This is a genomic window from Nocardia otitidiscaviarum NBRC 14405 (assembly GCF_000308635.1).
In the GTDB taxonomy this organism is placed as follows: domain Bacteria; phylum Actinomycetota; class Actinomycetes; order Mycobacteriales; family Mycobacteriaceae; genus Nocardia; species Nocardia otitidiscaviarum.
Genome location: NZ_BAGD01000065.1, coordinates 1 through 24,825, shown reverse-complemented (window position 1 = coordinate 24,825; position 24,825 = coordinate 1). Strand labels below are relative to the sequence as shown.

Here is a 24,825-nt window from a genome sequence, read left to right as displayed (position 1 = left end):
GGATCTGGAGCGAACCATGACCGACGACACCCGTATCGACAGCGACTCCCTCGGCTCCCTGTCGGTGCCGCGGGACGCCTACTGGGGCGTGCACACCGCGCGCGCCCTGGAGAACTTCACCGTCACCGGCGACGCCATCGGCAACTATCCGGCGCTCATCGGCTCCCTCGCAGCGGTCAAACAGGCCGCCTGCCGGGCGAATCGGGAGTTGGGCGTGCTCGACGCGCGCCGCGCCGACGCCATCGACCGGGCCTGCGCGGAGATCCGCGACGGTCGGCTGCACGACCAGTTCCCCATCGACCCCATCCAGGGCGGTGCGGGCACCTCCACGAATATGAACGCCAACGAGGTCATCGCCAATCGGGCGTTGGAGATCCTCGGTTTCGAGCGCGGCCACTACGCCGAACTCGACCCGCTGGACCATGTGAACCTCGGGCAGTCCACCAACGACGTCTACCCGACCGCGGTGAATCTGGCCGTGGTGCAGCACATTCGGAAACTCTCGGCGGCGCTGGCCGGGCTCGCCGACGCCTTCGACGCCAAATCGGTGGAATTCGCCGACGTCATCAAGATGGGCCGCACCCAGCTCCAGGACGCCGTCCCCATGACCCTCGGACAGGAGTTCGCCACCTTCGCGGTCATGGTGCGCGAGGACTGCCAGCGGCTCGACGAGGGCCGGGCGCTGCTGTGCGAGAGCAATCTCGGCGGCACCGCCATCGGGACCGGGATCAACGGCCACCCGCGCTACTCCGCGCTGGCCTGCGCGCACCTCAGTGAGATCACCGGGGAGACGGTGACCCCCGCGGAGAACCTCATCGAGGCCACCCAGGACGCGGGGGCGTTCGTGCAGGTGTCCGGAATTCTGAAGCGGGTCGCGGTGAAGCTGTCCAAGACCTGCAACGACCTGCGGTTGATGTCCTCCGGGCCGGCCACCGGTTTCGGGGAGATCCGGCTGCCCGCCCGGCAGGCCGGGTCGTCGATCATGCCGGGCAAGGTGAATCCGGTCATTCCCGAGTTGGTCAATCAGATCGCCTTCGAGGCCATCGGCAACGACCTGACCGTCACCATGGCCGCCGAGGCCGGGCAGTTGCAGCTCAACGCCTTCGAGCCGATCATCGCCTACAGCCTGCTGAAGACGACCACCCACCTCATCGCGGCGGCGGACGCGTTGGCCACCAGGTGCGTTCCCGGAATCACCGCCAATCGCGACCATCTGGAGGCCGGGGTGCGCCGCTCGGTCGGCATCGTCACCGCGCTGGCACCCCGTATCGGCTACGCCGCCAGCGCCGCCATCGCCAAGCAGGCATTGGTGACCGGGCGGTATGTTGGCGATATCGCGACCGAACTCGGCCTGCTGTCCCCGGAGGCCGTGGCCGAACTGCTCGCGCCGCACCGGTTGGCGGGGCTGGCGGCGCCGGTCGAACCCTCCTCGGCGTAGCGAGGATGCCGGGGACCGGATTCGCCGGTCCCCGAACGGGCCTCGGGTGCTGTGATATCCGATAGTGCTGACCTCGGTCTTTTGTATTCTCGACGAAAATTCGCCCGGCGATTTGGGCAAAACGCCCAATTGGAAGTAGTTTTCGCCCGTGATCAGAGCCGCGACCAAGCTGATGATCTTGGTGATGACTGTCCTGTCGATCGGCGCGTTGGCCTCGCCCTCCGGTGCCTCGCCGCTGTACCCGACGCCCGACCCGGACCCCTTCTACCACGCCCCCGACGACCTGGCCGATAAGCAGCCCGGTGACGTGGTGCGGCTCCGGCGCATCGACTCCGGGCCCTACGTCGGTACCGACATGTGGCAGGTGGCCTTCCGTTCCACCAACTCCGGTGGCGACCCCATCATGGGCGTCACCACGGTCCTGCTGCCGCGCGGAGTGGCGAACCCGCCGCTGGTCTCCTATCAGGCCCTGATCAATTCCCTGGGCGCGCAGTGCAATCCGTCGCGGTCGCTGTTCAACGGTGAACTCCAGGACGCGGTGGGCGCGATGCTGCCGATCGGGCGTGGCTGGGCCATCTCCCTACCCGACTACCTGGGGCCGCATGTCGCCTACGGCGCGGCGAAGCTCGGCGGCATGGTGACCCTCGACAGCGTCAAGGCCGTCCGCCAGGCCACCGAACTCGGCCTCGGTTCGGTGCCGGTGGTGCTGGCCGGATACTCCGGCGGCGGGATGGCCACGGCATGGGCGGGCGCACTGCAACCCACCTACGCTCCGGATCTGCAACTGGCCGCGGTCGTCGCGGGCGGGATTCCGGCCGATCTGCGGGAGATGGCCCTCGCCCTCGGATTCGACCCGCATCCCGGATTCGGCCTGGCCTTCGCGGCCGCCATGGGACTGGAGCGCGAATACCCGAAGCGCCTGCCGGTGTCGGACCAGCTCAATGAGAACGGCCTGTGGTTCCGGGATTTCACCAAGGATGCCTGCCGTCGCTTCCTGCTCTTCCATGGCGTCTCCCGCAATGCCGAACAGCTCGCCGCGTCCAAGGACATGATGAACAGCCCCGAGGCGCATGCGGTGCTGCGCGAGAACAGCCTGCGCTACCACGACGGGATTCCCACCGTGCCGACCTTCTTCTGGCAGGGGCGCTTCGACACCATGACGCATTTCGTTCCGGTGGCCGAGGTCGCCGAGCGGTACTGCGCGGCCGGGGTGCCGCTGGTGTTCCGCCCGTACGACATCGCCGAGCACCTGACCACCGCCGTCGCCGGATTCCCGGAGGCGTGGGATTACGTGGAGGCCCGATTCCGCGGCGACCCGGTGCCGACCACCTGCTGATCTCGCTCGCCCGCCGCTCCCCGGAGTGACCCTTGCCACAACTGGTACGTAAGCGTACCGTGCGAGTGGTACATGGGAGTACCACGGGGAGAGGTGGCGTATGTCCACTCCGACACTGCCTTCCGGGCCGTCCACGCCCGGATTCGTCCACGGGATACAGATACTCGGCGGCCGCACGCGCGCCTGGCGGCGCTGGCATCGGCGATACGGTTCGGCTTTCACGGTCCAGATGCCACGCTTCGGATCGACGGTGGTGCTGTCGGATCCGGCGGAGGTGAAGGCACTGTTCACCGCGAGCACGGATCAGGTGGACACCGTCGACGTCAATCTCGGCCAGGTGCTCGGGCCGGGCTCGCTCTTCTCGCTCGAGGGCGAGGAACACCGGAAACAGCGCAAACTCCTGACGCCGCCCTTCCACGGGCGGCGTCTTGCCGTCTACGAGCAGCTCATCGAGGACGAGGCCGTCCGCGAGATGGCGAACTGGCCCGAAGGGGTCGAATTCGCCACCATGGATTCGATGATGCGGATCACGCTGAATGTGATCCTACGTGCTGTCTTCGGGGCGGAGGGCTCCGAATTCGACGAATTGCGTTCCCTGCTACCGAAATTGGTGCTGGTCGGCTCGGCGCTGGCGGCGTTGCCGATACCGCGCGGCTTCCTGGGGAACTACGGCCCGTGGGCCCGCTTCGCCGCGCACCGGCGCGCCTACGACGATATCGTCGGCCGGCTCATCGACCGCGCCACCCGCGACCCCGAGCTGTCGGACCGCAACGACGTACTCGCCATGCTGGTGCAGACCCGCTACGACGACGGCTCGGCCATGAGCCGCCGCGATATCGCCGACGAACTGCTGACCCTGCTCACCGCGGGGCACGAGACCACCGCCACCACCCTGGCGTGGACGGTCGAGCGGCTGCGGCGGCATCCGGACATCCTGCGACGGCTGGTCGAGGAGGCCGACGCGGGTGGTTCGGAACTGCGCGAGGCCACCCTGGTGGAGGTGCAGCGGGTACGGCCGGTGATCGACGCGACGCCGCGCCAGATCCGCGCGGAATCGTTCCAGCTCGGGCGCTGGACACTGCCGCGCGGTCAGAAGGTACTGGTCAATATCCGCCTGGTGCACGACAACGAGGAACTGTTCCCCAACGCCCGCACCTTCGACCCGGACCGGTTCCTCGGCGTGCGGCCCAATACCTGGACCTGGATTCCCTTCGGCGGCGGAGCGCGACGCTGCATCGGCGCGTCCTTCGCCAGCCTGGAGCTGAATATCGTGCTGCGCACGCTGTTGCGCGACTTCACCCTCGAGACCACCGCCGCTCCCGACGAACGCCCGCACTTCCGTGGCGTGGCACTGGTGCCCGCGAAGAAGGGCCGCGCCGTGGTGCGCAGGCGCGTGCGACCGGAGCGCGAACGTGTGGTGGAACTGCCCGAACCGGCACCGAACTCCGAGGTCACCGCATGAGTGCGCGATCGATGGCCACCTCCGATGACGTCATCGCCGTGCCGGAGCGGCGGCTGCGGGCGCGGGGACGCCGGGGGGACAGCGTATGAGCGAACACGTCGATGTCCTCATCGTCGGTGCCGGACTGTCGGGAATCGGTGCGGCGCATCACATTCAGGACGCGTTCCCGAACCGGAGCTACACCGTTCTGGAGGCGCGCGACGCGATCGGTGGCACCTGGGATCTGTTCCGGTACCCCGGCGTGCGCTCGGATTCGGATATGCACACCCTCGGGTATCGGTTCCGGCCGTGGACCGAGGCCGCCGCCATCGCCGACGGCCCGTCCATCCTGCGGTACGTGCGCGATACGGCGGCCGAGGCGGGGATCGACCGGCGAATCCGCTACGGGCACAGGGTAATCGGTGCCTCGTGGTGCAGCGACGAGGCGCGGTGGACGGTGTGCGCCGAACACGACGGGACCATGGTGACCCTCACCTGCGGGTTCCTGTACGTGTGCGGCGGCTACTACCGTTACGACCGCGGCTACACCCCGGAATTCGAGGGCATGGACGAATTCCGCGGGCGCACCGTACATCCGCAGCACTGGCCCGAGGATCTGGACTGCACCGGCCGGCGGGTGGTGGTGATCGGCAGCGGCGCCACCGCCGTGACACTCGTTCCGGCGCTGGCGAAAACGGCCGCGCGGGTCACCATGCTGCAACGCTCGCCGACCTACATCATGTCCGTGCCCACCGAGGACGCCCTGGCCAACCGGTTGCGCTCGCTGCTCGGGCCGCGCCCCGCCTACACCGTCACGCGGTGGAAGAACGTGGCCGTCGGCACGCTCATCTACCAGTTGAGCCGGCGGCGGCCGGATCTGATGCGCGGGTTCATCCGCAAACAGAATGTCGCGCAACTGCCCGCGGACTACGCCGTGGACATCCACTTCAACCCGAGCTACGGGCCCTGGGACCAGCGGCTGTGCCTGGTGCCCGACGCGGACCTGTTCCGCGCCATCCGATCCGGGACCGCGCAGGTGGTCACCGACCGCATCGAACGCTTCACCGAGCGCGGGTTGCGGCTGGCATCGGGTACCGAGCTGGAGGCCGATATCGTGGTGACCGCCACCGGGCTGGACCTGCTCGCCCTCGGCGGGATCGATTTCGAGATCGACGGGCGACCCGCCGCGCTCGCGGACACCATGGCCTACAAGGGCATGATGCTCGCCGGATTCCCGAACTTCGCCTTCACCATCGGCTACACCAACGCGTCATGGACGCTCAAGGCGGATCTGGTCGGCGAGTTCGTCTGCCGCGTGCTCCGGCATATGGACGCACACGGCTACGACCACTGTGTTCCGGAGCCCGATGGTGCCGTCGCGGCCCGGCCGCTGCTCGACTTCCAGGCCGGATACGTGCTGCGGGCGCTGGACCGCTTCCCGAAAGCCGGATCGCGGGCGCCCTGGCGGCTCGGCATGAACTACGCCCAGGACGTGCTCACCCTCCGGCACGGCCGCATCGAGGACGGCACCATGCGGTTCACCCGATCGGCGATCCACGGCAAGCAACTACGCTGAGCCTCGTGACCCGTGCCGAGCCTGCCACCTCGAATGTCAGCGCGGCGACGCCGGAATCCGGATTCCGGCGTCGCCTCCTCGACGGCATGGTGGAGTCGGTGCGCGAACGGGGCTACAAGGACACCACCGTCGCCGATGTGGTGCGCTGCGCCCGCACCTCGCGACGCACCTTCTACGAGCACTTCACCGGTAAGGAGGACTGCTTCATCGCGGTCCTCGAGGAGTGGAACCAGCGCACCATCGCGCGGATCTACGCGGCCGTGGACGTCGCCGCCCCGTGGCGGGTGCAGATCCGGCAGGCCGTGCGAGCCTGGATCGACTCCACCGAGGAGGACCTGGCCATCAGCCTGGTCTGGATCCGGGAGTCGCCCGCACTCGGCGAGGGCGCGCACCGGCAGCATCAGATCGAGGCCGAAGCCTTCATCACCCTCATCCAGAACCTCACCGCCTCACCGGAATTCCAGGCCGCCGACCTGCATCCGCCCACCCGGCAGATGGCCACCATCCTCTACGGCGGTTTCCGGGAGCTGATCGCCACCACCATCGAGGCGGGGGAGCCGGTCACCGGCGTCATCGACGTGGCGGTGGACACCGCCCTCGCCGTCATCGGCCCGCGCGTCCACCCGCCGGACTGATCGCCAGGTCACAGCGGGCGGCGAAATATCGCGGGACCCTCGCGGCGTTGACCCTCCCATGCCCTTCGCACTGTCGATCCTCGATCTCGCGACCATCGCGCGCGGCCAGTCGGCCCGCGACAGCTTCGACAACAGCGTCGCCCTGGCCAGGGCCGCCGAACGCAGCGGGTATCGCCGGGTCTGGTACGCCGAGCACCACAATATGAAGTCCATCGCCTCCAGCGCGACCAGTGTGCTCATCGGCCACGTGGCGTCCAAGACCGAGACCATTCGGGTCGGCGCGGGTGGCATCATGCTGCCGAACCATTCGCCGCTGGTGATCGCCGAACAGTTCGGCACCCTGGAAACCCTCTACCCGGGCCGCATCGATCTCGGACTGGGCCGGGCGCCCGGCAGTGACCAGACCACCATGCGCGCCCTGCGCCGCGACCACTCCTCCGCGGACTCCTTCCCCCAGGACGTGCTGGAACTCCAGGGCTACCTGAGCGGCGACTCCCGCATTCCCGGCGTCCAGGCCGTTCCCCGCGCCGAAGGCATTGTCCCCCTCTACATCCTGGGCTCCTCCCTCTTCGGCGCCCAGCTGGCCGCCCACCTGGGCCTGCCCTACGCCTTCGCCTCCCATTTCGCCCCGGACGCCCTGCACCAGGCGGTCACCGTCTACCGCGACACCTTCCGCCCCTCCGAGCAGCAGCCCGAACCGTACGTCATGGCCGGGGTGAACGTCTTCGCGGCCGAGGACCACGACGCGGCGGTCGAGCAGCAGACCATCGCCTACCGCGCCCGCACCCGCGCGATGATCAAACGCGGCGCCGCCGGCCACGACTTCACCGACGCCGAGATCGACGCCTTCCTCACCTCCCCGAACGGCCGCCACCTCGCGGCCATGACCCAGTACACCGCCGTCGGCACCCCTGCCGAGGTGCAGTCGTACCTGGAGGAATTCGCCACCGACATCCAGGCCGACGAACTCATCCTCGCCCACCACGCCACGGAGATCGAAGATCGTATCCGGTCGGTGGAGCTGACCGGGCGGACCAATGCGGAATCGCCCGCAGCGGTGACCTCTTCCTGAAACGGGTCACCGTCGGATCATGCGTTCGCGGGAGTGACCGGACGGCTGTGCGGCGATCCAACGCCCGGTTGATCTCCTCATCGTGTCTCTCCGCGCTTCTCCCTGTCGGCGGCGAGTTGGAGTTCCAACAGGAGTCGATCCGCCGGATCGTCGAGATCCATGTGGAGGATATGTCCGGCTCGGCGTAGGCGGTAGCGCAGGGTGTTCGGGTGGATTCGCAGCAGGCGTGCCGCGGTGCGTACATCGCCGTGGCAGCGGAGATACTGTTCGACGCTGTCGCGTAGTTCGGCGGAATAGCGGGTGTCGTAGTCGATGACGGTGTCCAGGCGCGGGTCGCGCAGTTGCGGATTATTCGTTATGAGGGTGAGGATTTCGCCGAGTAGGACGGTGGTGCGGGAGCGGGCGAGGGTGGTCACCTGTTCGGTGTGGGGGAGGGCGGCGGTGCGGTCGAGAACGCGGTCCACCTCGGCGCGGGCGCGGGCGACGTCGGCGAGTCCGGCGACGGGGGCGCTGATGGCGGCGCGCAGGGAAGAGCCCGATTGCTCCTCCAGCCGCAGGATGATCTGGCGGGTCCACGACTCGACGCTGTCGATCGAATGGTGTTCGGGGAAGAGCACATAGGGGCGGCTGTCGATCACCGTGGTGACGCAGTCCTGTCGGAAGCTGCTGGCATGTAGACGCAGGGTGACGGCGGCGCGGCGGATGGCGGCGTCGTCGGGGCGGGCGCGGTCGGCGCAGCCGAAGCCGACCACCGCGCCGCTGCCCTCGGCGGCGATGCCGAAAGTAGCCGCCACGGAAGGGATGTCGACATCGCCGCCGTGCTCGCCGAAGAGCCGCTGGATGAGCAGGGTGTCCGTGCTGGGCGCGTGCCGGGCCCGCCACAGCACCCGGGCCGCGATGGCGGCCGCCCCGCGCAGGACGTCGGCGCAGTCGGCGGGCAGCGCCTCGGCGGCCTCCTGCACCCAGATGGTGCCCAGCGGCTCCGGTCGATCGCCCGGACGTCCGTGGGCGCGGATACCGATGGCCAGGCGGCCCCGGGTCTCCCACTCGCCGTTGGCCGGCACCGCCACCACGTCGCCGGAACTGTGCAGCCGTTCGAAGACGTGCGTGCGCTGCAACCAGCGCAGGTGGCCCGGCGGTCCCTGCCTGCCGAGGACCGAGAGTCGCCGCACCGGGTCGGCGTCATCGGTGCTGTCGGCGGAATAGGCCAGCACCCGGGACTGCTCGTCCTCGATCGAGACCAGTCCACCCGTTGATTCCGCGACGGTCTGCGCGAGCCCGAAGAGATCGGTGTCGGGCGTCAGCGCACCGGGCGCACCGGCCGAATGGGGCGTGCCGCCCGCGCGAATGATGCGGTTGACCAGCGCGTGCACCATCTCCCAGCGCGCCTGCGGGTTGACGCTGACCAGTGCCACACCGGCGGCGCGGGCGGCGGCGCGCACATCGGGCAGGGTGTCGGCGTCCTTGATGAAGACCGCGCGCGGCCGCAGCTCGACGGGGCAGCCGTCGGCGAGCAGCTCGAGCCAGCGGACGGCGTCCTCGATGCTCACGCTGACCTGGAGAAACAGGTGCGGCAGCGCACGGGCGGGTGGGGGTTCGGCGGTCAGGTCGCCGGTATCCAGGAAGGCGACCGAACCGATGCCGACCGCGGTGCCCGCGGGGGCGTCCACGAGTTCGGCGACGGCATCGGTCAGCGCGGACAGCAGCTCGGCCAGGGGAATGGAACTACGCACGGCTGCCATCCAGCGATAGTCGCATGCTCATCCTCGTCATCGCATCGAACGAAATCCTCTGTCCCATTTCATCCGATCGGCCAATCACATGGGGGCGGTTTTCGGGTTTATTGCTCGATATGGACGCGATCACCACGGTGCCCGCACCGACCAATGAACCGGTCAATCAGTACGCGCCGGGCAGCCCCGAACGGGCCCGCCTGCGCACGGCGCTCGACACGCTGTCGGCCGAGCCCACCGATATTCGCCATGTCATCGACGGCGTGCATCGGACCGGAGGCGGGGAGCGCGTCGATGTGGTGCAACCCCATCGGCACGCCGCCGTACTCGGTACGCTGACCACGGCCAACGCGGCCGATGCGCAGGCGGCCGTCGAGGCGGCCACTGCCGCCGCACCCGCGTGGCGGGAGTTGCCCTTCGACGAACGCGCGGCGGTCTTCCTGCGCGCCGCCGACCTGCTGGCCGGTCCCTGGCGCGAAACCATCGCCGCCGCAACCATGTTGGGCCAATCCAAGACCGCATACCAGGCCGAGATCGACGCACCCTGCGAACTGGTGGACTTCTGGCGGTTCAATGTGCACTTCGCGCGGCAGATCCTGGCAGAGCAGCCCAATTCCGCGCCGGGGGTGTGGAACCGGATGGATCACCGGCCCCTGGAAGGGTTCGTCTACGCCGTGACGCCGTTCAACTTCACGGCCATCGCGGGCAATCTGCCGACCGCACCCGCGCTCATGGGCAATACGGTGGTGTGGAAGCCCTCGGTCACCCAGGCCGTGGCCGCCTACCACACCATGCGCCTGCTCGAGGCCGCCGGACTGCCGCCGGGCGTGATCAATCTCGTGCACGGGTACGGCCCCGAGGTCTCCGAGGTGACGCTGCACGATCCACGGCTCGCCGGCATCCATTTCACCGGCTCCACCAGCACCTTCCAGCACCTGTGGCGCGAGGTCGGCAGCCGCATCGAGCGCTACCACGGCTACCCGAGACTGGTCGGCGAGACCGGCGGCAAGGATTTCGTGCTCGCCCATCCCTCCGCCGACCCTGAGGCCCTGATCACCGCGCTGATTCGCGGCGCGTACGAATACCAGGGGCAGAAGTGCTCGGCCGCCTCGCGCGCCTTCGTCCCCCGTTCGCTGTGGGCACGCATGGGTGACGAGCTGATCGGCCGAATCGGTTCGCTGACCTACGGCGACATCACGGACTTCACGAATTTCGGTGGGGCCGTGATCGATCGCCGTGCCTTCGACCGCAATGCCGCCGCCATCGAGCGGGCCAAGGCCACCGCCGGACTGACCATCGCGGCGGGCGGCACCTACGACGACAGCGTCGGCTACTTCATCGCGCCGACCCTGCTGCTCGGTGACGATCCCACCGACACGGCCTTCGCCACCGAGTACTTCGGACCGATTCTCGCCCTGCACGTCTACGACGACAGCCGCGCCGACGCCTTCGACGAGGTATTGCGGATGGTCGACTCCGGCAGCGGTTACGCGCTCACCGGGGCGATCCTCGCCCAGGACCGCCACGCCATCGACAAGGCCGGCGCGGCGTTGCGTTTCGCGGCCGGGAACTTCTACGTCAACGACAAGCCCACCGGTGCGGTGGTGGGGCAGCAGCCGTTCGGCGGCGCACGCGCGTCGGGCACCAACGACAAGGCCGGATCGCCGCTGAACCTGCTGCGCTGGACCTCGCCGCGCTCGATCAAGGAGACGTTCGTCCCCGCCCGGTCGCACGAGTATCCGCACCAGCGACCGGAATCCGAGGAGGGACGATGAGCATGTCGCGCAATCCGCTGCGACCGGCGCTGCTGGCCGCCGCGCGTTCGGCGTGCCTCGAGCAGGCCGTCACCCGCATGCCGGTGACCCGCGGCCTCGTCGACCGCTTCGTCGCGGGCGACACCACCGATGCCGTGCTGGCGGTGGTGCGTGCGCTACGGCAGCAGAGCCTATCGGTCACCGTCGACTATCTCGGCGAGGACATCACCCGGCCGGAACAGGCGCAGCAGGTGGTGCGTGAATACGAGACGCTGCTGCGCGCCCTGTCGGACCTTGGGTCGGATACGCCGGACGACCGTCCGCGGCCACTCGAGGTGTCGGTCAAGCTCTCCGCCCTCGGTCGGTCGCTGCCCGGTACCGGGCAGGACACCGCCCTCGCCCACGCCCGCACCATTGTCGAGGCCGCCGCCGCGCGGGGCATCTGGGTGACCTTCGACGCCGAGGACCACACCACCACCGATTCCACCCTGGCCATCGTGCGCGAACTGCGCCGCGACCACCCGGACACGGTGGGCACGGTACTCCAGGCGTATCTGCGCCGCACCGAGGCCGACTGCGAGGAGTTCGCCGACGCGGGCGCGCGCATCCGGCTGTGCAAGGGCGCCTACGACGAACCCGCGACCGTCGCCCACCGCGGCCGCCGCGACGTGGACGCGGCCTACCTGCGCTGTCTGCGCATCCTCATGGCGGGCAAGGGGTATCCCATGGTCGCCACCCACGATCCGGCCCTGATCGGGTCGGCCGCGCTGTTGGCCACCACCGCGCGGCGAGGCACCGACGACTTCGAATACCAGATGCTCTACGGCGTGCGCGCGGAGGAACAGGCCCGGCTGGCGGGACTGGGGCAGCGGCTGCGGGTGTACGTGCCCTTCGGCGACCAGTGGTACGCCTACTTCGTGCGGCGCCTGGCCGAGCGGCCCGCCAACCTCATGTTCTTCCTGCGGGCGGCGGCACCGCGGAAGTGAACCGACCCGGCGCGGTGCCGCGTGACCCGACGCCAAGACCGCCGCACCCACCGGGATCGGCGACCGCGCGCGGGGCGAAGGATGCCTCGCGCGCGGTCTTCGCCTATGCTGACCGCCACAACCGCATATCGGGCCGCGACGAGTCGTAGCGGGAGAGTCCCCGGCAGCGGGGCGCCGAAGGAGCAAACTCCCCGGAATCTCTCAGGTACAGGTACCGCATCGACCAGGCCACTCTGGAAAGCAGGCGCACCGAGCGCCTCACCCACGGTGCAAACCGCCTGCGGCGGTGAAGCTCTCAGGTTCCATGACAGAGGGGGAGTTCCGGACACCGGGTAGCGTCCCGGTCGACTCGAGGACCTCCCATGACTGTCGCTCGCGACGGCGTGCCCACCCGCACGTCGTTACCCTTGGAAGCCGTCCACGCCGAGCACGGCGCCGTCTTCATCGACTTCGCCGGATGGCGCATGCCCGTGCGCTACGGCAGCGAACTCGCCGAGCACCGCGCGGTGCGGGAGGCCGCCGGGATCTTCGACCTCTCGCATATGGGCGAGATCGAGGTGTCCGGGCCGGAGGCCGCGCGCATGCTGGACTTCGCACTGGTCGGGCGGCTGTCGGCGGTGCCGGTCGGCCGCGCCCGCTACACCATGCTCTGCCACGACAACGGCGGCGTCCTCGACGATCTGGTGGTGTACCGGCTGGCCGAGCAGCGATTCCTGGTGGTCGCCAATGCCGCCAATGCCGAGATCGTCTACATCCTGCTTCGTGATCGGGCGCACGGGTTCGCCGCGGAGGTGGCGAACCGTTCGACCGACTACGCCCTCATCGCGGTGCAGGGGCCGCGCTCGGCGGCGATCGTCGGTGCCGTGACCGATGTCGATCCGAGTCCGCTGAAGTACTACGCCGGCATGCCCGCCCGGATCGCCGGAGTCGATGTGCTGCTGGCACGCACCGGCTACACCGGTGAGGACGGTTTCGAGGTGTACTGCGCGCCCGAGCGGGCCGCCGACATCTGGCGGGCGCTGAGCGTGGCCGGGGCAGCGCACGGCCTGCTGCCCGCGGGTCTGGCCTGCCGCGACACCCTGCGGTTGGAGGCGGGAATGCCGTTGTACGGCAACGAACTCCATGTCGGTGTGACTCCGTTCGACGTCGGCCTCGGCCGGGTCGTGAAGTTCGACAAGCCGGGTACTTTCGTCGGGCGAACCGCGCTGGCCGCCCGCGAGCAGGTGGGCGGCGGCCGAACGCTGGTGGGGCTCATCGGATCCGGCCGCCGCGCCGGTCGCCACGGCTACGGGATCTACGCCGACGACCGAGCGGTCGGCGTGGTCACCAGCGGTGCGCTTTCTCCCACCCTGGGCGTGCCCATCGCCATGGCCATGGTGGACAGCGACCACGCGGCCCCCGGCACCGCCTTGACCATCGATGTGCGCGGCCGTCGCGAACCGGTCGAGACCACCGCCCTGCCCTTCTACTCCCGCTCCTGAAAGAGGTCGTCCATCATGGGTTTTCCCGAACATCTGAGCTACACCGAAGAGCACGAGTGGCTGCATGTCGTCGACGGCACCGCCACCGTGGGCGTCACCGACTTCGCCGCCTCGTCGCTCGGTGACGTGGTCTTCGTGCAACTGCCCGCCGTCGGCGACCGCGTCGCGCAGGGGGAGGTCTGCGGTGAGATCGAGTCCACCAAATCCGTCAGCGACCTGTACTCGCCGGTGACGGGCGAGGTCGTGGAGATCAATGCCGCGGTCGTCGACGATCCGGATACGGTCAACTCCGACCCGTACGGTGCGGGCTGGCTGTTCCGGGTGCGGGTCGAATCCACCGGTGCGCTGCTGGACGCCACCGCCTACGCCGCCCTGACCGGCGACTGACCACCCACGACGAACGTTCGCTCCGGGTGTGCTGCTAGCGTCGGGTGAGTGCCGACCGACGCGCCGAATCCGGTCCCACCCCGCCGAGAGCACCAGCTCTGGGCGGTTCCTCTGCTGGTCGCGATGGGGTTGCTGAGTCTGCTGGCGCTGTCGTATCTGGCCAGTATTCTCGATCCGCAGCGCAATCTGCACGACTTCCCGCTGCTGCTGGTGAAAGAGGATCGGGGCGAGTACGGCGCCGCCGTGGCCGATACTGTGACCGCCGGGCTGCGGGGTGATCAGGTCAGCCTCCGGGCGACCGACGCCGCGACCGCGGAATCGGTGCTGTCGGCGGGAAAGGCGTACGCCGCCATCGTGATTCCCGCCGACTTCAGCACCCGGGTGACCGCCCTCGAACAGCCCACCGGCGTGGGCGCGCCACCGGTGGTCGAGATCCGGACCAATCCGCGCACCGGTGCCACGGCGGTCTCGTTGGCGGAGCGGCTCGTGAATCCGGTGCTGGAGCGTGCCAACCGTGAACTCGGCGCGGACGTGCTGGACCGGGCGCGGGTGAACGGGGTGCCGCTGTCCGATGCCGCCCTGATCACCCTCGCCGAACCGATCCGGGTGTCGGTCGTCGAATTCCATCCGCTGCCCGCGGGCAGCGCCAACGGCATCTCGGCCTTCTACTACACGCTGCTGGTGGTCTTCGCCGGATTCACCGGCAGCCTGCTCATCAATGGCGGCGTGGACGCGGCCGTAGCGCGCGACACCGGGATCTCGCGCTGGCGGGTGCTGCTCTACAAGTGGGGGCTCGCGGCCGTGGTGGCGGTGGTGATGGCCGGTGTCTATCAGCTCATCGCCGCGGCGCTGGGCATGCCGATGGACCATCACGCGGCGCTCTACCTGTTCAGCGCCTACGCCTCACTCGCCATCGGCATGACCGCCATGACCATTCTGACGGTGGTCGCCACCGCGGCGACGGCGCTGCGGCTGCCGGTGCTCAACACCCTCGGCATGCCCATCAATATGCTGCTCTTCCTGGCCTTGGGGCTGCCGTCGTCCGGCGGCATCGTGCCCATCGAGGCCACGCCGCCGGCATACGGGGCACTGTCGCGATTCGAGCCGATGCACCAGGTCTATCTCGGCATCCGTTCGATCCTGTACTTCGACGCCCGCGCCGACGCGGGCCTGACCCGCGCGGTGGGGATGTGCACGCTCGGCGTCGCGATCGCGGTCGGGCTGGGCGTCGCGACCACCCTCGGCTACGACCGTCTGCGGGCGCGCACATCCGCCGCCGCGGCGTGACCGCTCAGTCGGCCACGGCCACGTCGGCCAGCCAGTTGTGCAGCCAGTGCGTGGCGGTCGCACCGCTCCCGTCCACCACATAGCGCGGATAGGACTGGTGCACACCGGAGACCAGGAATTCCTGCACCTGGCGCACCCACTGCTCACCGGCCGGATCCTCGGCCGGAGCGGCCAGAATGGCGGTGCCGCCCGGAATGAGCGCCTCGGCCAGAATCGATTGCAGTGTGTAGGCGTAATTGCCGACCTGCAGCGGATCCGGCGCGGACAGCTGGGTGGCGAAGCCCGCGAAGCGCCCGGCGAGATCGTCATTGGGCACCGAACAGTACAGATCGCCCTCCGCGCAGAAGGTGCGCACCTTGTCCGACAGCCAGCCGAAGCCGCCGACCCGCGCTCCGCCCGCACCCGCGCCGGGCACCGGCGGGCCCACCAGCGCGTCGGCGGGGGAGCGGCGCGGATCCGACATCAGGCCGACCGCCGCGATCCGGTCCGGCGGCACCACACCGAATCCGGTGCCGATCTCGGCGGCCAGATCACCGGCCGCATCGGCGCCCTGGCTGTAGCCGATGAGTGCGAAACGCGTTGCGTCGCAACGGGCCGCGGTGGTTGAGAGCAGACCGCGCGCGGTGTCGACGGCCTCCTTCTTGGACCGCCCGTAGACCGCGCCCTCCCACGGCAGGGCGGTGGCCGCATAGGTCACGTAATCGGTGCGCACATTGCCCGGCAAGCCCTGGGTGACCTGGGCCAGCATGCCCTGGCTAGGTTCCTCCTTGGAGGTCTCCCAGGTGCCGGGCACGGCGATCACATTGAGGTCTGGACAGGCGTTCGGGACGGCGGCGGCCGGGGGCGCATCCGCGGTGTACAGCGCTCCGGACGCGGCCACCACGGCGGCCGCGGCCAGGCCCCAGGCCGCCGAGGACGATCGGGTAGTTCGAAAAGACAAGGCGCACACTCCTTGTTCGGAACGTTCGGACTGACTCCTCCAGATCGCGCGACAGCGCCGCGATATCCGCGTCCCGAGCTCCAAGCCCGGTGGACGGCGGCGCTCCGGGCAGAAGATACCAAGAACCGGGTGGTCCGGTTGTTGTTTGATCGCAAGTGTCGGCGACCGATCGGCAAACCGTTCGAAACGGGTGGATCACCCCGGGCCGTCCAGCACGCGCGGACGGTGGATCGGTCGCGCCGAGGTGCCGACGGTCGGGCACCGGGTCGTTCGCGGCCCGGTGCTCCGGGGCCGGAATCAGTTGGTCGGGGCGTCGCCGACCGTGCGCGTGGTGTCGATGAGCCCGAACACCTCACCCTGCGGCCCCTGCACGATGCCCATGCGCCCGAACGCACTGTCCTCCGGGCCCATCAGCACGTTCGCGCCGAGTTCGCGCGCCGTGGCGAGGCTGGTGTCGGCATCGGCGGTCTGGAACCAGGCCAGCCAGTAGGACGGCGTCTCGCCGGGCATGGTGGTGGAGTCCATGAGGCCGCCCACCTCGGCGGCGGAACCCGGGGTGGAGAAGGTGGCGTAGCGGAACCGGTCGGTATCGCTCACGGTGTGGTACGACCATCCGAAGACGCTCAGGTAGAACTGCTTCGCCTGTGCGAACCGATTGGTGTGCAGCTCGTTCCAGCAGTACGCGCCCGGCTCGTTGCAGATCTCCGCCCCGGTGTGCGCCTTGGCCTGCCAGACCCCGAAGACGGCGCCGTCGGTGTCCGCGGCGACGCACATGCGCCCCACGTCCATCACGTCGAACGGCGGCGCGTACACGGTGCCGCCCGCCGCGCTGACGGCCGCCGCGACGGCGTCCACGTCGTCGGCGGCGAAGTAGGTGGTCCACACCGACGGCATGGGCCCGTCGCCCATCTTCGGACCGATTCCGGCCGCGGCGCGTCCGTTCAGCATCGCCATCAGGTATCCGCCCGCCTCGGGCGGGCTGTCGAGCACCTCCCACCCCAGCAGGCGCGAATAGAACTCGCGGGCGGCGGCCGGGTCGTCCACCGAGCAGTCGACCCAGCACGGTGTGCCCTGCGGCCACGCGGAATCACGGGTGGGCATGATCGGACCTCCTGAGTTCATTCGGGCGGGATATTTGTCCGACTTGCAGCACATGATCAGCTAACCACACCGTGCCCGTGGCGACCGGGCGAAAGTGCGGCGGATGCGACGCCGGTCGGGCCGGGCGCGGCAGCGCCGGAACGCGTTCACGGCGGTGAGATGTGTCACTGTCGGACGCCGGGGACCGTGGTGGCGGTCCTCGCGCGCGGATCGCGCAGGTGAGCGGCCCGGGTGTCCGGTTGCGGGCGATACGCTCGATTCGGCCCAACCGGGGTGTCGGCGGTAAAATCGGTGGTTCTTGTGTGTCGAGGGGACGCACAATCGACACGTTTGCCATCCGCCGCGTACCGAGGAGACCTGTGTGATCACCGCGACCGATCTGGAGGTCCGGGCCGGAGTCCGCACCCTGCTGACCGCACCCGGGTCGGCGCTGCGGGTGCAGGCCGGTGACCGGATCGGTCTCGTCGGGCGCAACGGCGCGGGCAAGACCACCACCCTGCGGATTCTCGCGGGCGAGGGGGAACCCTACGCGGGCAAGGTGATTCGCTCCGGCGATATCGGCTATCTGCCGCAGGATCCGCGCGAGGGCGATCTCGACGTGCTGGCCAAGGACCGGGTGCTGTCGGCGCGCGGTCTGGACAAGCTGCTGCGCGATATGGAGAAGCAGCAGGCGCTCATGGCCGAGGTGGTCGACGACGGCGAGCGGGAGAAGGCCATTCGCAAGTACGGTCGCCTGGAGGAGCGCTTCTCGGCCCTGGGTGGCTATGTCGCCGAGAGCGAGGCGGCGCGCATCTGTCACAGCCTGGGCCTGCCCGACCGGGTGCTGGCCCAGGCGCTGCGCACCCTCTCCGGCGGTCAGCGCCGGCGAATCGAGTTGGCGCGCATCCTGTTCGCCGCCTCGGACGGCTCCGGCGGCAAATCCGACACCACGCTGCTGCTGGACGAGCCCACCAACCACCTCGACGCCGACTCCATCACCTGGCTGCGCGGCTTTCTGCAGAATCACGACGGCGGCCTCATCGTCATCTCCCACGATGTGGAGCTGCTGGCCGACGTGGTGAACAAGGTGTGGTTCCTCGACGCCGTGCGCGGTGAGGCCGATATCTACAACATGGGCTGGAAGAAGTACCTCGACGCCCGCGCCACCGATGAGCAGCGCCGCCGCCGCGAACGCGCCAATGCCGAGAAGAAGGCGTCCGCGCTCAAGCAGCAGGCCGCGAAGATGGGCGCGAAGGCCACCAAAGCCGTTGCCGCGCAGAATATGCTGAAGCGCGCCGAGCGCATGTTGGCGGAGGCGGACGAGGTGCGCGTGGCCGACAAGGTGGCGCGGATCAAGTTCCCCGAACCCGCGGCCTGCGGCAAGACGCCGCTCATGGCCAAGAACCTCACCAAACTGTATGGCTCACTGGAGATCTTCACCGGTGTGGACCTGGCCATCGACCGCGGCAGCCGGGTGGTGATCCTCGGCCTCAACGGTGCGGGCAAGACCACGCTGCTGCGGCTGCTCGCGGGCGTGGAGACCCCCACCGCGGGTGAGCTCGAACCCGGGCACGGTTTGAAGGTCGGCTATTTCGCCCAGGAGCACGACACCCTGGACGATCGGGCCAGCGTGTGGGAGAACATCCGGCACGCCGCCCCCGACGCGGGCGAACAGGACCTGCGCGGCCTGCTGGGCGCGTTCATGTTCTCCGGCCCGCAGCTGGAGCAGCCCGCGGGCACGTTGTCCGGCGGTGAGAAGACCCGACTGGCGCTCGCGGGTCTGGTGTCCTCGGCGGCCAACGTGTTGTTGCTCGACGAGCCGACCAACAACCTCGACCCGGTCTCGCGCGAACAGGTGCTCGACGCGCTGCGCAGTTATGCGGGCGCGGTGGTGCTGGTGACCCACGACCCGGGCGCCGCCGAGGCGCTGAACCCCGAGCGTGTGATCATGCTTCCGGACGGTACCGAGGACCACTGGTCGCAGGATTATCTGGAACTCATTCAGCTGGCGTGATTCTCATCACAGGAATCCGTTGATCACAGCTCTCCGAGTGTCTAGCCTGGAAAGAGGCTGCAGGGCGACTCGGAGGAAGCCATGAGTGACAGGCCCGCACAGGGTAAAGCCGGATTGGGTAAAGGCACGCGCGTCACCGGAAAGTCGCGAGATCGCCTGCAAACCCAGCTCAAGAAGCAGTACGAGGCTGGGGCGAGCATCCGCTCGCTGGCGCGGGAGACCGGGCGGTCGTACGGTTTCATCCACAATGTGCTCGTGGAGTCGCATGTGCAACTCCGCAGCCGGGGTGGGGCGAACCGGCGCAAGTCCAGCGCCAAATCCGCCAGCAAGTAGGCGATTTCGCCGACGTGCGGCGCCACGGCGAGTGGTGCCGCACGACGGTGTCGCGTGTGCCGCTCAGTAGTCGGGCACGGTGCCGTCGCCGAACACCAGAAGATTGGCCAGGCTCCGGAAGATCGGGAGCCCGGTCTTGATCTCCAGGTACGCGAACTGGCCCTGCGGGTTGACCTCGAGGAAGTAGAACTCGCCGTCGAGGCCCACCCGCAGGTCGAGCACGCCGAAACTGAGCCCCAGCGCGCCCATCAGGGTGGTCAGCGATTTGCTCACCGCGGCGGGCAGGCGTTCCGGGGTGAAGGCGACCGAGGTGTCCAGGCGCGAATCGACCTGGCCCACACCGGATTGCGAGTCGATGCGCACCGCCCACTCCAGCCCGTCGACCCACACCACCCGCAGGTCGTAGGCGGCGACGATGTAGTCCTGGAACGTGGTGGGGGAGTGGCGGATCGAGGGCAGCCGCGTCAGCTCGCCCGGTGTGACGACGCGGGTCTCGGTGAACGGGCCGCGTCCGGTGCCGGTGCGCTTGTACACCACCGGGCCGGGGCGGGACTCGACGAAGGCGCGCGCCTCCTCGGCGTCATTGGTGATCAGGGTTTCCGGAATGGCGAATCCGGCGCGATAGGCCGTCTCCAACTGCACGATCTTGCGGGTGGCGGTGCGGTCGGCCCCCGGATCGTTCACCCACAGCGCCGGTATGGACCAGAGCATGCCCTGCAGGAAGCCGTCGCATTCGGCCTGCCGGTACGCGTCGTCGCCGTGCTGTGCGCTGCCGGGCACCAGGCAGGGGTGCGGGCGACGCCACCACACCGAGACCACGTCATCGAGTCCGAGCACATGGGACAGACTGCGGGCGGTGCCGTCACGGGCGAGGCGGAAAGTCCCGTTCTCGCGCGGAAAGTCGCGCATATCGAGCCGAATCGGGGTGAGCCCGTGATGCTTTCGCAGGGTCACGGCGAGGGCGTCGCCATGGAGATCGTCGGACTCGGTCACTATGAGCACCGAACCCGTTGTGCGGGCTGTCATATCGGTGAGCCTCGATCGGCTCGTCAGTCGAGACTGTCGCAGGCCGCGCCGTCGTCGCTACCGGAATGCGAACGGGTCTGGCAGCAGGTCATGGTCGCGCCGCCGATGCCGGGGCCGGTGGTGAGTTCCAGGCGGCGAGCCCAGCTTTCGGTGAGCCGCGCCAGTTCGTCGTCCCCGCGGGTGGGCGTGTGGTCCTGCGGCAGGGTCAGCGGGCGCTCGGTGAGCTCGATCCGCCGCCGCTGGGTGAAGTCGGCGGTCGCGCCCGCGCGCACGCGCACCAGCACGGGGCGGGCGTCGCCGAGGCGCGGCCCCTGGGCCCCGAACTCACAGTCGGTCAGCGCCAGGACGTCGGCCCAGCGGAAGGTCCAGGTGCCGTCGGTGACCCGCACGCGAATATGGCGTTCGGTGGCATCGACGAGGTAGCCCGGTAGCGGTGGCGAGGCGGTAGCGGTGGGTGGGGCTGCGGTGCCCGGTGGCGCGGAAACACGTGGACGAAGGGCGCCAGTCATACTGAACTCCGATCTGCTCGGGATTTGCTGTAGAGCCGAGCGTGATCCAGATCATATCCCGCGACATGGCCTGTTCGGTTCGCAACGAAAGATTTCAGGCGTACCGGCAAACCGGCGTCGACGCTGCGGAAACCGCTACCGCCGAAAGATTTTCGGTGTTCGCAATCGGGCTCAGAGGCCCAGCGTCTCCGGGAACTCCGCGACCTCCCGCAGCGCGGCCGCGGGATCGGCGACGAGCTTGCGCAGCCGTAGATCCATGATGCCGCACACCACGTCGATAGTGGCCGATACGGTGTCGTCCAGTTTGCGGATCTCCTGGTGCATGCGGAACGCCTTGCCACCGCTCCAGCGGAATTCGCAGCTCACGGTCACTTCATCGCCGAGATGCAGTTCGCGCTGGTATTTCAGGGTCTGTTCCAGCACCACGGGGCCGATCCCCGATCCGACCATCTTCTCGCCCGGGATGCCGGCCGCCTTCATGAGCTCCCAGCGAGCGTGCTCGGCGTACTGCAGGTACACGGCCTGATTCAGATGACCGTTGATATCGAGTTCGTAACCGCGCACGGTGACGGGCACAGAGAAAGCCATAACCGGACAAACCCTCCCACGATGGGCCGCATTCCCGGCGGCGCGGTGGTCTTCAGCACATCGGCGACCGCCCGGCTACCACCGCGATCGCCAGCGGGCGAACGCATTGCGCGGGGTTGGCGCGCCCGCCCGGCTCACGTCGCGGCCACGGCGTGTCAGCGTCGACCGGCCGTGCGCTCGGCCCACCATTCGGGGGCGTCGACGAACCAGTTGTCGAACTCCTCCTGGGATGCCGCGAGGTCTTCGACGGTGGCGGTGCCGTGTGCCAATCGTTCCAGCAGCCGGAAGTACTCGAAACGCTCGATCCCCGGCATGAGGGCGATCAGAATGCGAGCGCCACTGGCCGGGGCGGCGCCGAAGGCGTGCGGCATCAGCCGGGGGACGATCATCGAGCCGCCCGCGCCGACGGTCGTGATGTGGTCACCGGCCAGGACCTGGAGTTCACCGTCGGCCACGTAGAACAGTTCGTCGGACCGGGTGTGGTAGTGCGGTGCCGCGCCGTCCGCGCCCGGCGCCATGGTGACCTCGACGGTGCTGGCGGCCTGGTTCGCCTCGGGCGCGTCGATGAGCAGGCGCACGGTGACATCGGTGGTGCGGAGGGTCTCCGCATCGCCGGGGTAGCGGATGGCGGGCCGCGGGTCGGTGGTGTTCATGGCGGACTCCAAAAATAGTTCGGCGATAAATAGTTAGATACCGAACTATAAACCGTCGAATAGAATCGTGTCCATGGGTGAGAAGACATCGGACCCGGTGGATGCCATCGCCGAGCAGTGGCGGCGGGAACGGCCCGATCTGGACCTGACCGCCATGGCGATCCTGGGGCGCCTCGGTCGGCTCATGATGGTGGGCGAAGGGCTGATCAACGCCGTATTCGCTGATTACGGCCTACAGCGCGGCGAATTCGATGTGCTTGCGGCGCTGCGGCGTTCGGGCGAACCCTTCGAGCTGAACCCCTCGGTGCTCGCGGATACGCTCATGCTGTCGCGGGCGGGCATGACCGGTCGGCTGGACCGGCTGGAATCGGCCGGGCTGGTCCGCCGCGTCGCCGATGCCGGGGACCGGCGCGCGATCCGGGTGGAGCTCACCGCAGCGGGCCGCGTACTGGTCGACGAGGTGGTGACCGCGCATCTCGAGAACGAGACGCGCATGCTGGCGCCGCTGACCGATGCGGAGCGCGCGGAACTCGACCGGATCGGCCGTATCCTGCTGCGCGCGTGGGAGTCCGGCACGGTGCCCTGAGCCGCTTCCCATTCGTCCAAGCCGCCGCCGGACCCGGGCCGCTATTCTCCGCTCATGAGCGACCCACTGGAATCCCTGCGGGCGCTGTGCCTGGCGCTGCCGGAGGTGAGCGAGCGCGTCAGCCACGGCGAGCCGTGCTGGTTCGTGCGCGGTAAGAAACTGTTCGTGATGTTCGCCGACCACCATCACGACGATCGGCTCGGATTCTGGTGCGCGGCCCCGCCCGGCGTCCAGGAGGAGCTGATCGCGGCCGCGCCCACCCGCTTCTTCCGTCCGCCCTACGTGGGGCATCGGGGCTGGCTCGGGATGTACCTGGATGTGCCCGTCGACTGGGCCGAGGTGGCCGAGATCGTCGAGGACGCCTATCGGGCCGTCGCGCCGAAGCGGCTGGTCGCGGAGTTGGACTCGCGGTAGTGCGGCGTCCGGCGCTTCCCGACGTGGCGGTCAGTTCTTGCGGCGGACCGAGGCCTCCACCAGATCGAGGACGGCCGAGAGGTTGTCCCCGGCGTGTCCGGAGGCGATGCGGGCGATGAGTCCGTCCAGCACCAGGTCGAGGTAGCCGAGCAGCACCTCGGTGGGAACGTCGTCGCGCAGCGCCCCTTCGGATTTGCGGCGTTCCAGGCGCGCCACGGTAGCGGCGGTGAGCTCCTCGGAGCGCTGCTCCCAGTGGCCGCGGAATTCGGGATCGTTGCGCAGCCGCCGCGCGATCTCCAAACGTGTTCCGAGCCAGTCGAAGTCCTCGGGGTGGGCGAGCATATCGCGCATCACCTGCACCAGGCCCTGGGTGGCGGCGACCTCGGCCATGCGGGCGGTGTCCTCCTGCGCCAGGGCGAGGAAGAGCGCGTCCTTGTCACGGAAGTGATGGAAGATCGCGCCGCGCGACAGACCGGTCGCCTCTTCCAGGCGGCGCACGGTGGCACCCTCGTAACCGTACTCGGCGAAGCATCGACGGGCCCCGTCGAGAATCTGGCCGCGCCGGGCGGCGAGGTGGTCGTCACTGACCTTGGGCATGGACTCCTCCGAAACCATCTGTGCGGGGCGCGTACGCCGGAAGTGGCGCACACACCCCGCACGAGCGACGAGCGAAGCGACCCGGACAGGTCGCGCGGCAGGTGACGGCGTGACCCGTCACCTACCACCGATACCGGACGCGAGTCCCCGGCACGAATGCCGGGGAGTTCGCTATTCGGTTGTGCCGCAACACGGCTCGTCCCCGCGGGCGGGGACGGCGGCGAATCAGCCGCGGATCATGTTCCGCAGCACGAACTGCAGGATGCCGCCGTTGCGGTAGTAGTCCGCCTCACCGGGGGTGTCGATGCGGACGACCGCGTCGAAGACGATCTTCTCGCCGTTCTCCTTGGTGGCGGTCACCTTCAAGGTCTTCGGAGTCACACCCTCGTTCAGCTTGGTGATGCCCTCGATATCGAAGGTCTCCGTGCCGTCCAGACCCAGCGACTTGGCGCTCTCACCGGCCGGGAACTGCAGCGGAACGACGCCCATGCCGATGAGGTTGGAGCGGTGGATGCGCTCGAACGACTCGGTGATGACGGCCTTCACGCCCAGCAGGCGGGTGCCCTTCGCGGCCCAGTCGCGCGAGGAACCGGAGCCGTACTCCTTGCCGCCCAGCACGACCAGCGGGATACCGGCCTTCTGGTAGTTCTGCGAGGCGTCGTAGATGAACGCCTGCGGGCCGCCCTCCTGGGTGAAGTCGCGGGTGTAACCACCCGAGACATCGTCGAGCAGCTGGTTGCGCAGCCGGATGTTGGCGAAGGTGCCACGGATCATGACCTCGTGGTTACCGCGACGCGAGCCCAGGGAGTTGTAGTCCTTGCGCTCCACGCCGTGCGAGTCGAGGTACTGCGCGGCCGGGGTGCCCGGCTTGATCGGACCGGCCGGGGAGATGTGGTCGGTGGTGACCGAATCGCCCAGCAGCGCCAGCACGCGCGCGCCCTTGATGTCCTCGACCGGGG

General features: G+C 69.0%; 23 protein-coding genes, 1 pseudogene and 2 riboswitches. Of the genes and pseudogenes, 15 read left to right on the top strand and 9 right to left on the bottom strand.

What is annotated here, in order from left to right; genetic code table 11:
• The first annotated feature begins 16 nt into the window (after positions 1 to 16).
• The 6 genes from ON31_RS12435 to ON31_RS12410 all read left to right on the top strand — a co-directional run bounded on the left by ON31_RS12435 (position 17) and on the right by ON31_RS12410 (position 7,498).
• Complete coding sequence (locus ON31_RS12435) at positions 17 to 1,438, top strand: aspartate ammonia-lyase (RefSeq protein ID WP_039813098.1); 1,422 nt, start codon at positions 17 to 19, stop codon at positions 1,436 to 1,438.
• A gap of 184 nt (positions 1,439 to 1,622) precedes the next feature.
• Complete coding sequence (locus ON31_RS12430) at positions 1,623 to 2,774, top strand: lipase family protein (protein WP_440589926.1); 1,152 nt, start codon at positions 1,623 to 1,625, stop codon at positions 2,772 to 2,774.
• A gap of 100 nt (positions 2,775 to 2,874) precedes the next feature.
• The gene (locus tag ON31_RS12425; RefSeq protein ID WP_081592399.1) at positions 2,875 to 4,236 is read left to right on the top strand and encodes a cytochrome P450; all 1,362 of its coding nucleotides are present in this window, start codon (positions 2,875 to 2,877) and stop codon (positions 4,234 to 4,236) included.
• 85 nt (positions 4,237 to 4,321) lie between these two features.
• A complete protein-coding gene (locus tag ON31_RS12420; RefSeq protein WP_039813096.1) occupies positions 4,322 to 5,791 on the top strand; it encodes a flavin-containing monooxygenase in 1,470 nt (489 codons plus the stop codon).
• Between the two features lie 5 nt (positions 5,792 to 5,796).
• Entirely contained in the window at positions 5,797 to 6,426 is a 630-nt protein-coding gene (locus ON31_RS12415; protein WP_039813094.1) for a TetR/AcrR family transcriptional regulator, read from the top strand.
• A gap of 58 nt (positions 6,427 to 6,484) precedes the next feature.
• Positions 6,485 to 7,498 carry an LLM class flavin-dependent oxidoreductase gene (locus ON31_RS12410; RefSeq protein ID WP_039813092.1) on the top strand — a complete coding sequence of 338 codons (1,014 nt, stop codon included), beginning with the start codon at positions 6,485 to 6,487 and terminating at the stop codon, positions 7,496 to 7,498.
• Positions 7,499 to 7,575: 77 nt separating this feature from the next.
• Here ON31_RS12410 and ON31_RS12405 read toward each other — a convergent pair whose 3' ends face one another.
• Complete coding sequence (locus tag ON31_RS12405) at positions 7,576 to 9,240, bottom strand: PucR family transcriptional regulator (RefSeq protein WP_051037141.1); 1,665 nt, start codon at positions 9,238 to 9,240, stop codon at positions 7,576 to 7,578.
• A gap of 110 nt (positions 9,241 to 9,350) precedes the next feature.
• On the opposite strand from ON31_RS12405, the gene pruA reads away from it, so the two are divergent.
• The 5 genes from pruA to ON31_RS12380 all read left to right on the top strand — a co-directional run bounded on the left by pruA (position 9,351) and on the right by ON31_RS12380 (position 15,126).
• Positions 9,351 to 11,006 carry an L-glutamate gamma-semialdehyde dehydrogenase gene (pruA, locus tag ON31_RS12400; protein ID WP_039813090.1) on the top strand — a complete coding sequence of 552 codons (1,656 nt, stop codon included), beginning with the start codon at positions 9,351 to 9,353 and terminating at the stop codon, positions 11,004 to 11,006.
• Positions 11,003 to 11,971 (top strand): proline dehydrogenase family protein, encoded by a 969-nt coding sequence (locus ON31_RS12395; protein ID WP_039813087.1) that lies wholly within the window; start codon positions 11,003 to 11,005, stop codon positions 11,969 to 11,971. Before pruA ends, ON31_RS12395 begins: the two co-directional genes overlap by 4 nt.
• 139 nt (positions 11,972 to 12,110) lie before the next feature.
• Positions 12,111 to 12,198, top strand: a riboswitch (glycine riboswitch).
• A riboswitch (glycine riboswitch) is annotated at positions 12,199 to 12,292 on the top strand.
• A 41-nt stretch (positions 12,293 to 12,333) separates the two neighbouring features.
• Positions 12,334 to 13,452 carry a glycine cleavage system aminomethyltransferase GcvT gene (gene gcvT, locus ON31_RS12390; protein WP_039813084.1) on the top strand — a complete coding sequence of 373 codons (1,119 nt, stop codon included), beginning with the start codon at positions 12,334 to 12,336 and terminating at the stop codon, positions 13,450 to 13,452.
• 12 nt (positions 13,453 to 13,464) lie between these two features.
• Complete coding sequence (gcvH, locus tag ON31_RS12385) at positions 13,465 to 13,839, top strand: glycine cleavage system protein GcvH (protein ID WP_085996403.1); 375 nt, start codon at positions 13,465 to 13,467, stop codon at positions 13,837 to 13,839.
• Positions 13,840 to 13,887: 48 nt separating this feature from the next.
• Positions 13,888 to 15,126, top strand: a complete 1,239-nt coding sequence (locus ON31_RS12380; RefSeq protein WP_051037140.1) for a YhgE/Pip domain-containing protein — start codon at positions 13,888 to 13,890, stop codon at positions 15,124 to 15,126.
• 4 nt (positions 15,127 to 15,130) lie between these two features.
• Here ON31_RS12380 and ON31_RS12375 read toward each other — a convergent pair whose 3' ends face one another.
• Together ON31_RS12375 and ON31_RS12370 are read right to left on the bottom strand one after the other, a co-directional pair.
• Positions 15,131 to 16,066 carry a cutinase family protein gene (locus ON31_RS12375; RefSeq protein WP_255222070.1) on the bottom strand — a complete coding sequence of 312 codons (936 nt, stop codon included), beginning with the start codon at positions 16,064 to 16,066 and terminating at the stop codon, positions 15,131 to 15,133.
• A gap of 297 nt (positions 16,067 to 16,363) precedes the next feature.
• Entirely contained in the window at positions 16,364 to 17,167 is an 804-nt protein-coding gene (locus ON31_RS12370) for a VOC family protein (protein WP_039813081.1), read from the bottom strand.
• Positions 17,168 to 17,528: 361 nt separating this feature from the next.
• Here ON31_RS12370 and ON31_RS12365 point away from each other — a divergent pair, with 361 nt between their 5' ends.
• A complete protein-coding gene (locus ON31_RS12365; RefSeq protein WP_039813078.1) occupies positions 17,529 to 19,160 on the top strand; it encodes an ABC-F family ATP-binding cassette domain-containing protein in 1,632 nt (543 codons plus the stop codon).
• An 81-nt stretch (positions 19,161 to 19,241) separates the two neighbouring features.
• Entirely contained in the window at positions 19,242 to 19,493 is a 252-nt protein-coding gene (locus ON31_RS12360) for a helix-turn-helix domain-containing protein (RefSeq protein ID WP_039813075.1), read from the top strand.
• A 63-nt stretch (positions 19,494 to 19,556) separates the two neighbouring features.
• Here the strand turns inward: ON31_RS12360 and ON31_RS12355 are convergent, their stop codons facing one another.
• The 4 genes from ON31_RS12355 to ON31_RS12340 all read right to left on the bottom strand — a co-directional run bounded on the left by ON31_RS12355 (position 19,557) and on the right by ON31_RS12340 (position 22,269).
• On the bottom strand, positions 19,557 to 20,519 hold the full coding sequence (locus ON31_RS12355; protein WP_039813071.1) for an MvdC/MvdD family ATP grasp protein: 963 nt from the start codon (positions 20,517 to 20,519) through the stop codon (positions 19,557 to 19,559).
• 23 nt (positions 20,520 to 20,542) lie between these two features.
• Positions 20,543 to 21,028: a hypothetical protein gene (locus ON31_RS12350; RefSeq protein ID WP_039813070.1), complete on the bottom strand. Its 486-nt coding sequence runs from the start codon at positions 21,026 to 21,028 to the stop codon at positions 20,543 to 20,545.
• 171 nt (positions 21,029 to 21,199) lie between these two features.
• Positions 21,200 to 21,616, bottom strand: coding sequence for an acyl-CoA thioesterase (locus tag ON31_RS12345; RefSeq protein WP_029925001.1), 417 nt, complete (start codon positions 21,614 to 21,616; stop codon positions 21,200 to 21,202).
• Positions 21,617 to 21,771: 155 nt separating this feature from the next.
• Positions 21,772 to 22,269, bottom strand: a complete 498-nt coding sequence (locus ON31_RS12340; protein WP_039813067.1) for a cupin domain-containing protein — start codon at positions 22,267 to 22,269, stop codon at positions 21,772 to 21,774.
• 73 nt (positions 22,270 to 22,342) lie between these two features.
• On the opposite strand from ON31_RS12340, the gene ON31_RS12335 reads away from it, so the two are divergent.
• A complete protein-coding gene (locus ON31_RS12335) occupies positions 22,343 to 22,855 on the top strand; it encodes a MarR family winged helix-turn-helix transcriptional regulator (protein WP_169335010.1) in 513 nt (170 codons plus the stop codon).
• Positions 22,856 to 22,909: 54 nt separating this feature from the next.
• Complete coding sequence (locus ON31_RS12330) at positions 22,910 to 23,269, top strand: MmcQ/YjbR family DNA-binding protein (protein ID WP_039813063.1); 360 nt, start codon at positions 22,910 to 22,912, stop codon at positions 23,267 to 23,269.
• 30 nt (positions 23,270 to 23,299) lie between these two features.
• Here the strand turns inward: ON31_RS12330 and ON31_RS12325 are convergent, their stop codons facing one another.
• Positions 23,300 to 23,866 carry a TetR/AcrR family transcriptional regulator gene (locus ON31_RS12325; RefSeq protein ID WP_029925007.1) on the bottom strand — a complete coding sequence of 189 codons (567 nt, stop codon included), beginning with the start codon at positions 23,864 to 23,866 and terminating at the stop codon, positions 23,300 to 23,302.
• Between the two features lie 225 nt (positions 23,867 to 24,091).
• A pseudogene (gene can, locus ON31_RS12320) lies at positions 24,092 to 24,825 on the bottom strand (aconitate hydratase); the annotation flags it as partial.

Coding starts and splice junctions, on each gene's coding strand:
- gcvT (WP_039813084.1), top strand. CDS start 12,334: ATGACTGTCGCTCGCGACGGCGTGCCCACCCGCACGTCGTTACCCTTG.
- pruA (WP_039813090.1), top strand. CDS start 9,351: ATGGACGCGATCACCACGGTGCCCGCACCGACCAATGAACCGGTCAAT.
- ON31_RS12395 (WP_039813087.1), top strand. CDS start 11,003: ATGAGCATGTCGCGCAATCCGCTGCGACCGGCGCTGCTGGCCGCCGCG.
- ON31_RS12345 (WP_029925001.1), bottom strand. CDS start 21,616: ATGGCTTTCTCTGTGCCCGTCACCGTGCGCGGTTACGAACTCGATATC.
- ON31_RS12425 (WP_081592399.1), top strand. CDS start 2,875: ATGTCCACTCCGACACTGCCTTCCGGGCCGTCCACGCCCGGATTCGTC.
- ON31_RS12420 (WP_039813096.1), top strand. CDS start 4,322: ATGAGCGAACACGTCGATGTCCTCATCGTCGGTGCCGGACTGTCGGGA.
- ON31_RS12410 (WP_039813092.1), top strand. CDS start 6,485: ATGCCCTTCGCACTGTCGATCCTCGATCTCGCGACCATCGCGCGCGGC.
- ON31_RS12435 (WP_039813098.1), top strand. CDS start 17: ATGACCGACGACACCCGTATCGACAGCGACTCCCTCGGCTCCCTGTCG.
- ON31_RS12325 (WP_029925007.1), bottom strand. CDS start 23,866: ATGCCCAAGGTCAGTGACGACCACCTCGCCGCCCGGCGCGGCCAGATT.
- ON31_RS12370 (WP_039813081.1), bottom strand. CDS start 17,167: ATGCCCACCCGTGATTCCGCGTGGCCGCAGGGCACACCGTGCTGGGTC.
- ON31_RS12430 (WP_440589926.1), top strand. CDS start 1,623: ATGACTGTCCTGTCGATCGGCGCGTTGGCCTCGCCCTCCGGTGCCTCG.
- ON31_RS12360 (WP_039813075.1), top strand. CDS start 19,242: ATGAGTGACAGGCCCGCACAGGGTAAAGCCGGATTGGGTAAAGGCACG.
- ON31_RS12350 (WP_039813070.1), bottom strand. CDS start 21,028: ATGACTGGCGCCCTTCGTCCACGTGTTTCCGCGCCACCGGGCACCGCA.
- ON31_RS12355 (WP_039813071.1), bottom strand. CDS start 20,519: ATGACAGCCCGCACAACGGGTTCGGTGCTCATAGTGACCGAGTCCGAC.
- ON31_RS12405 (WP_051037141.1), bottom strand. CDS start 9,240: ATGGCAGCCGTGCGTAGTTCCATTCCCCTGGCCGAGCTGCTGTCCGCG.
- ON31_RS12330 (WP_039813063.1), top strand. CDS start 22,910: ATGAGCGACCCACTGGAATCCCTGCGGGCGCTGTGCCTGGCGCTGCCG.
- ON31_RS12340 (WP_039813067.1), bottom strand. CDS start 22,269: ATGAACACCACCGACCCGCGGCCCGCCATCCGCTACCCCGGCGATGCG.
- ON31_RS12335 (WP_169335010.1), top strand. CDS start 22,343: ATGGGTGAGAAGACATCGGACCCGGTGGATGCCATCGCCGAGCAGTGG.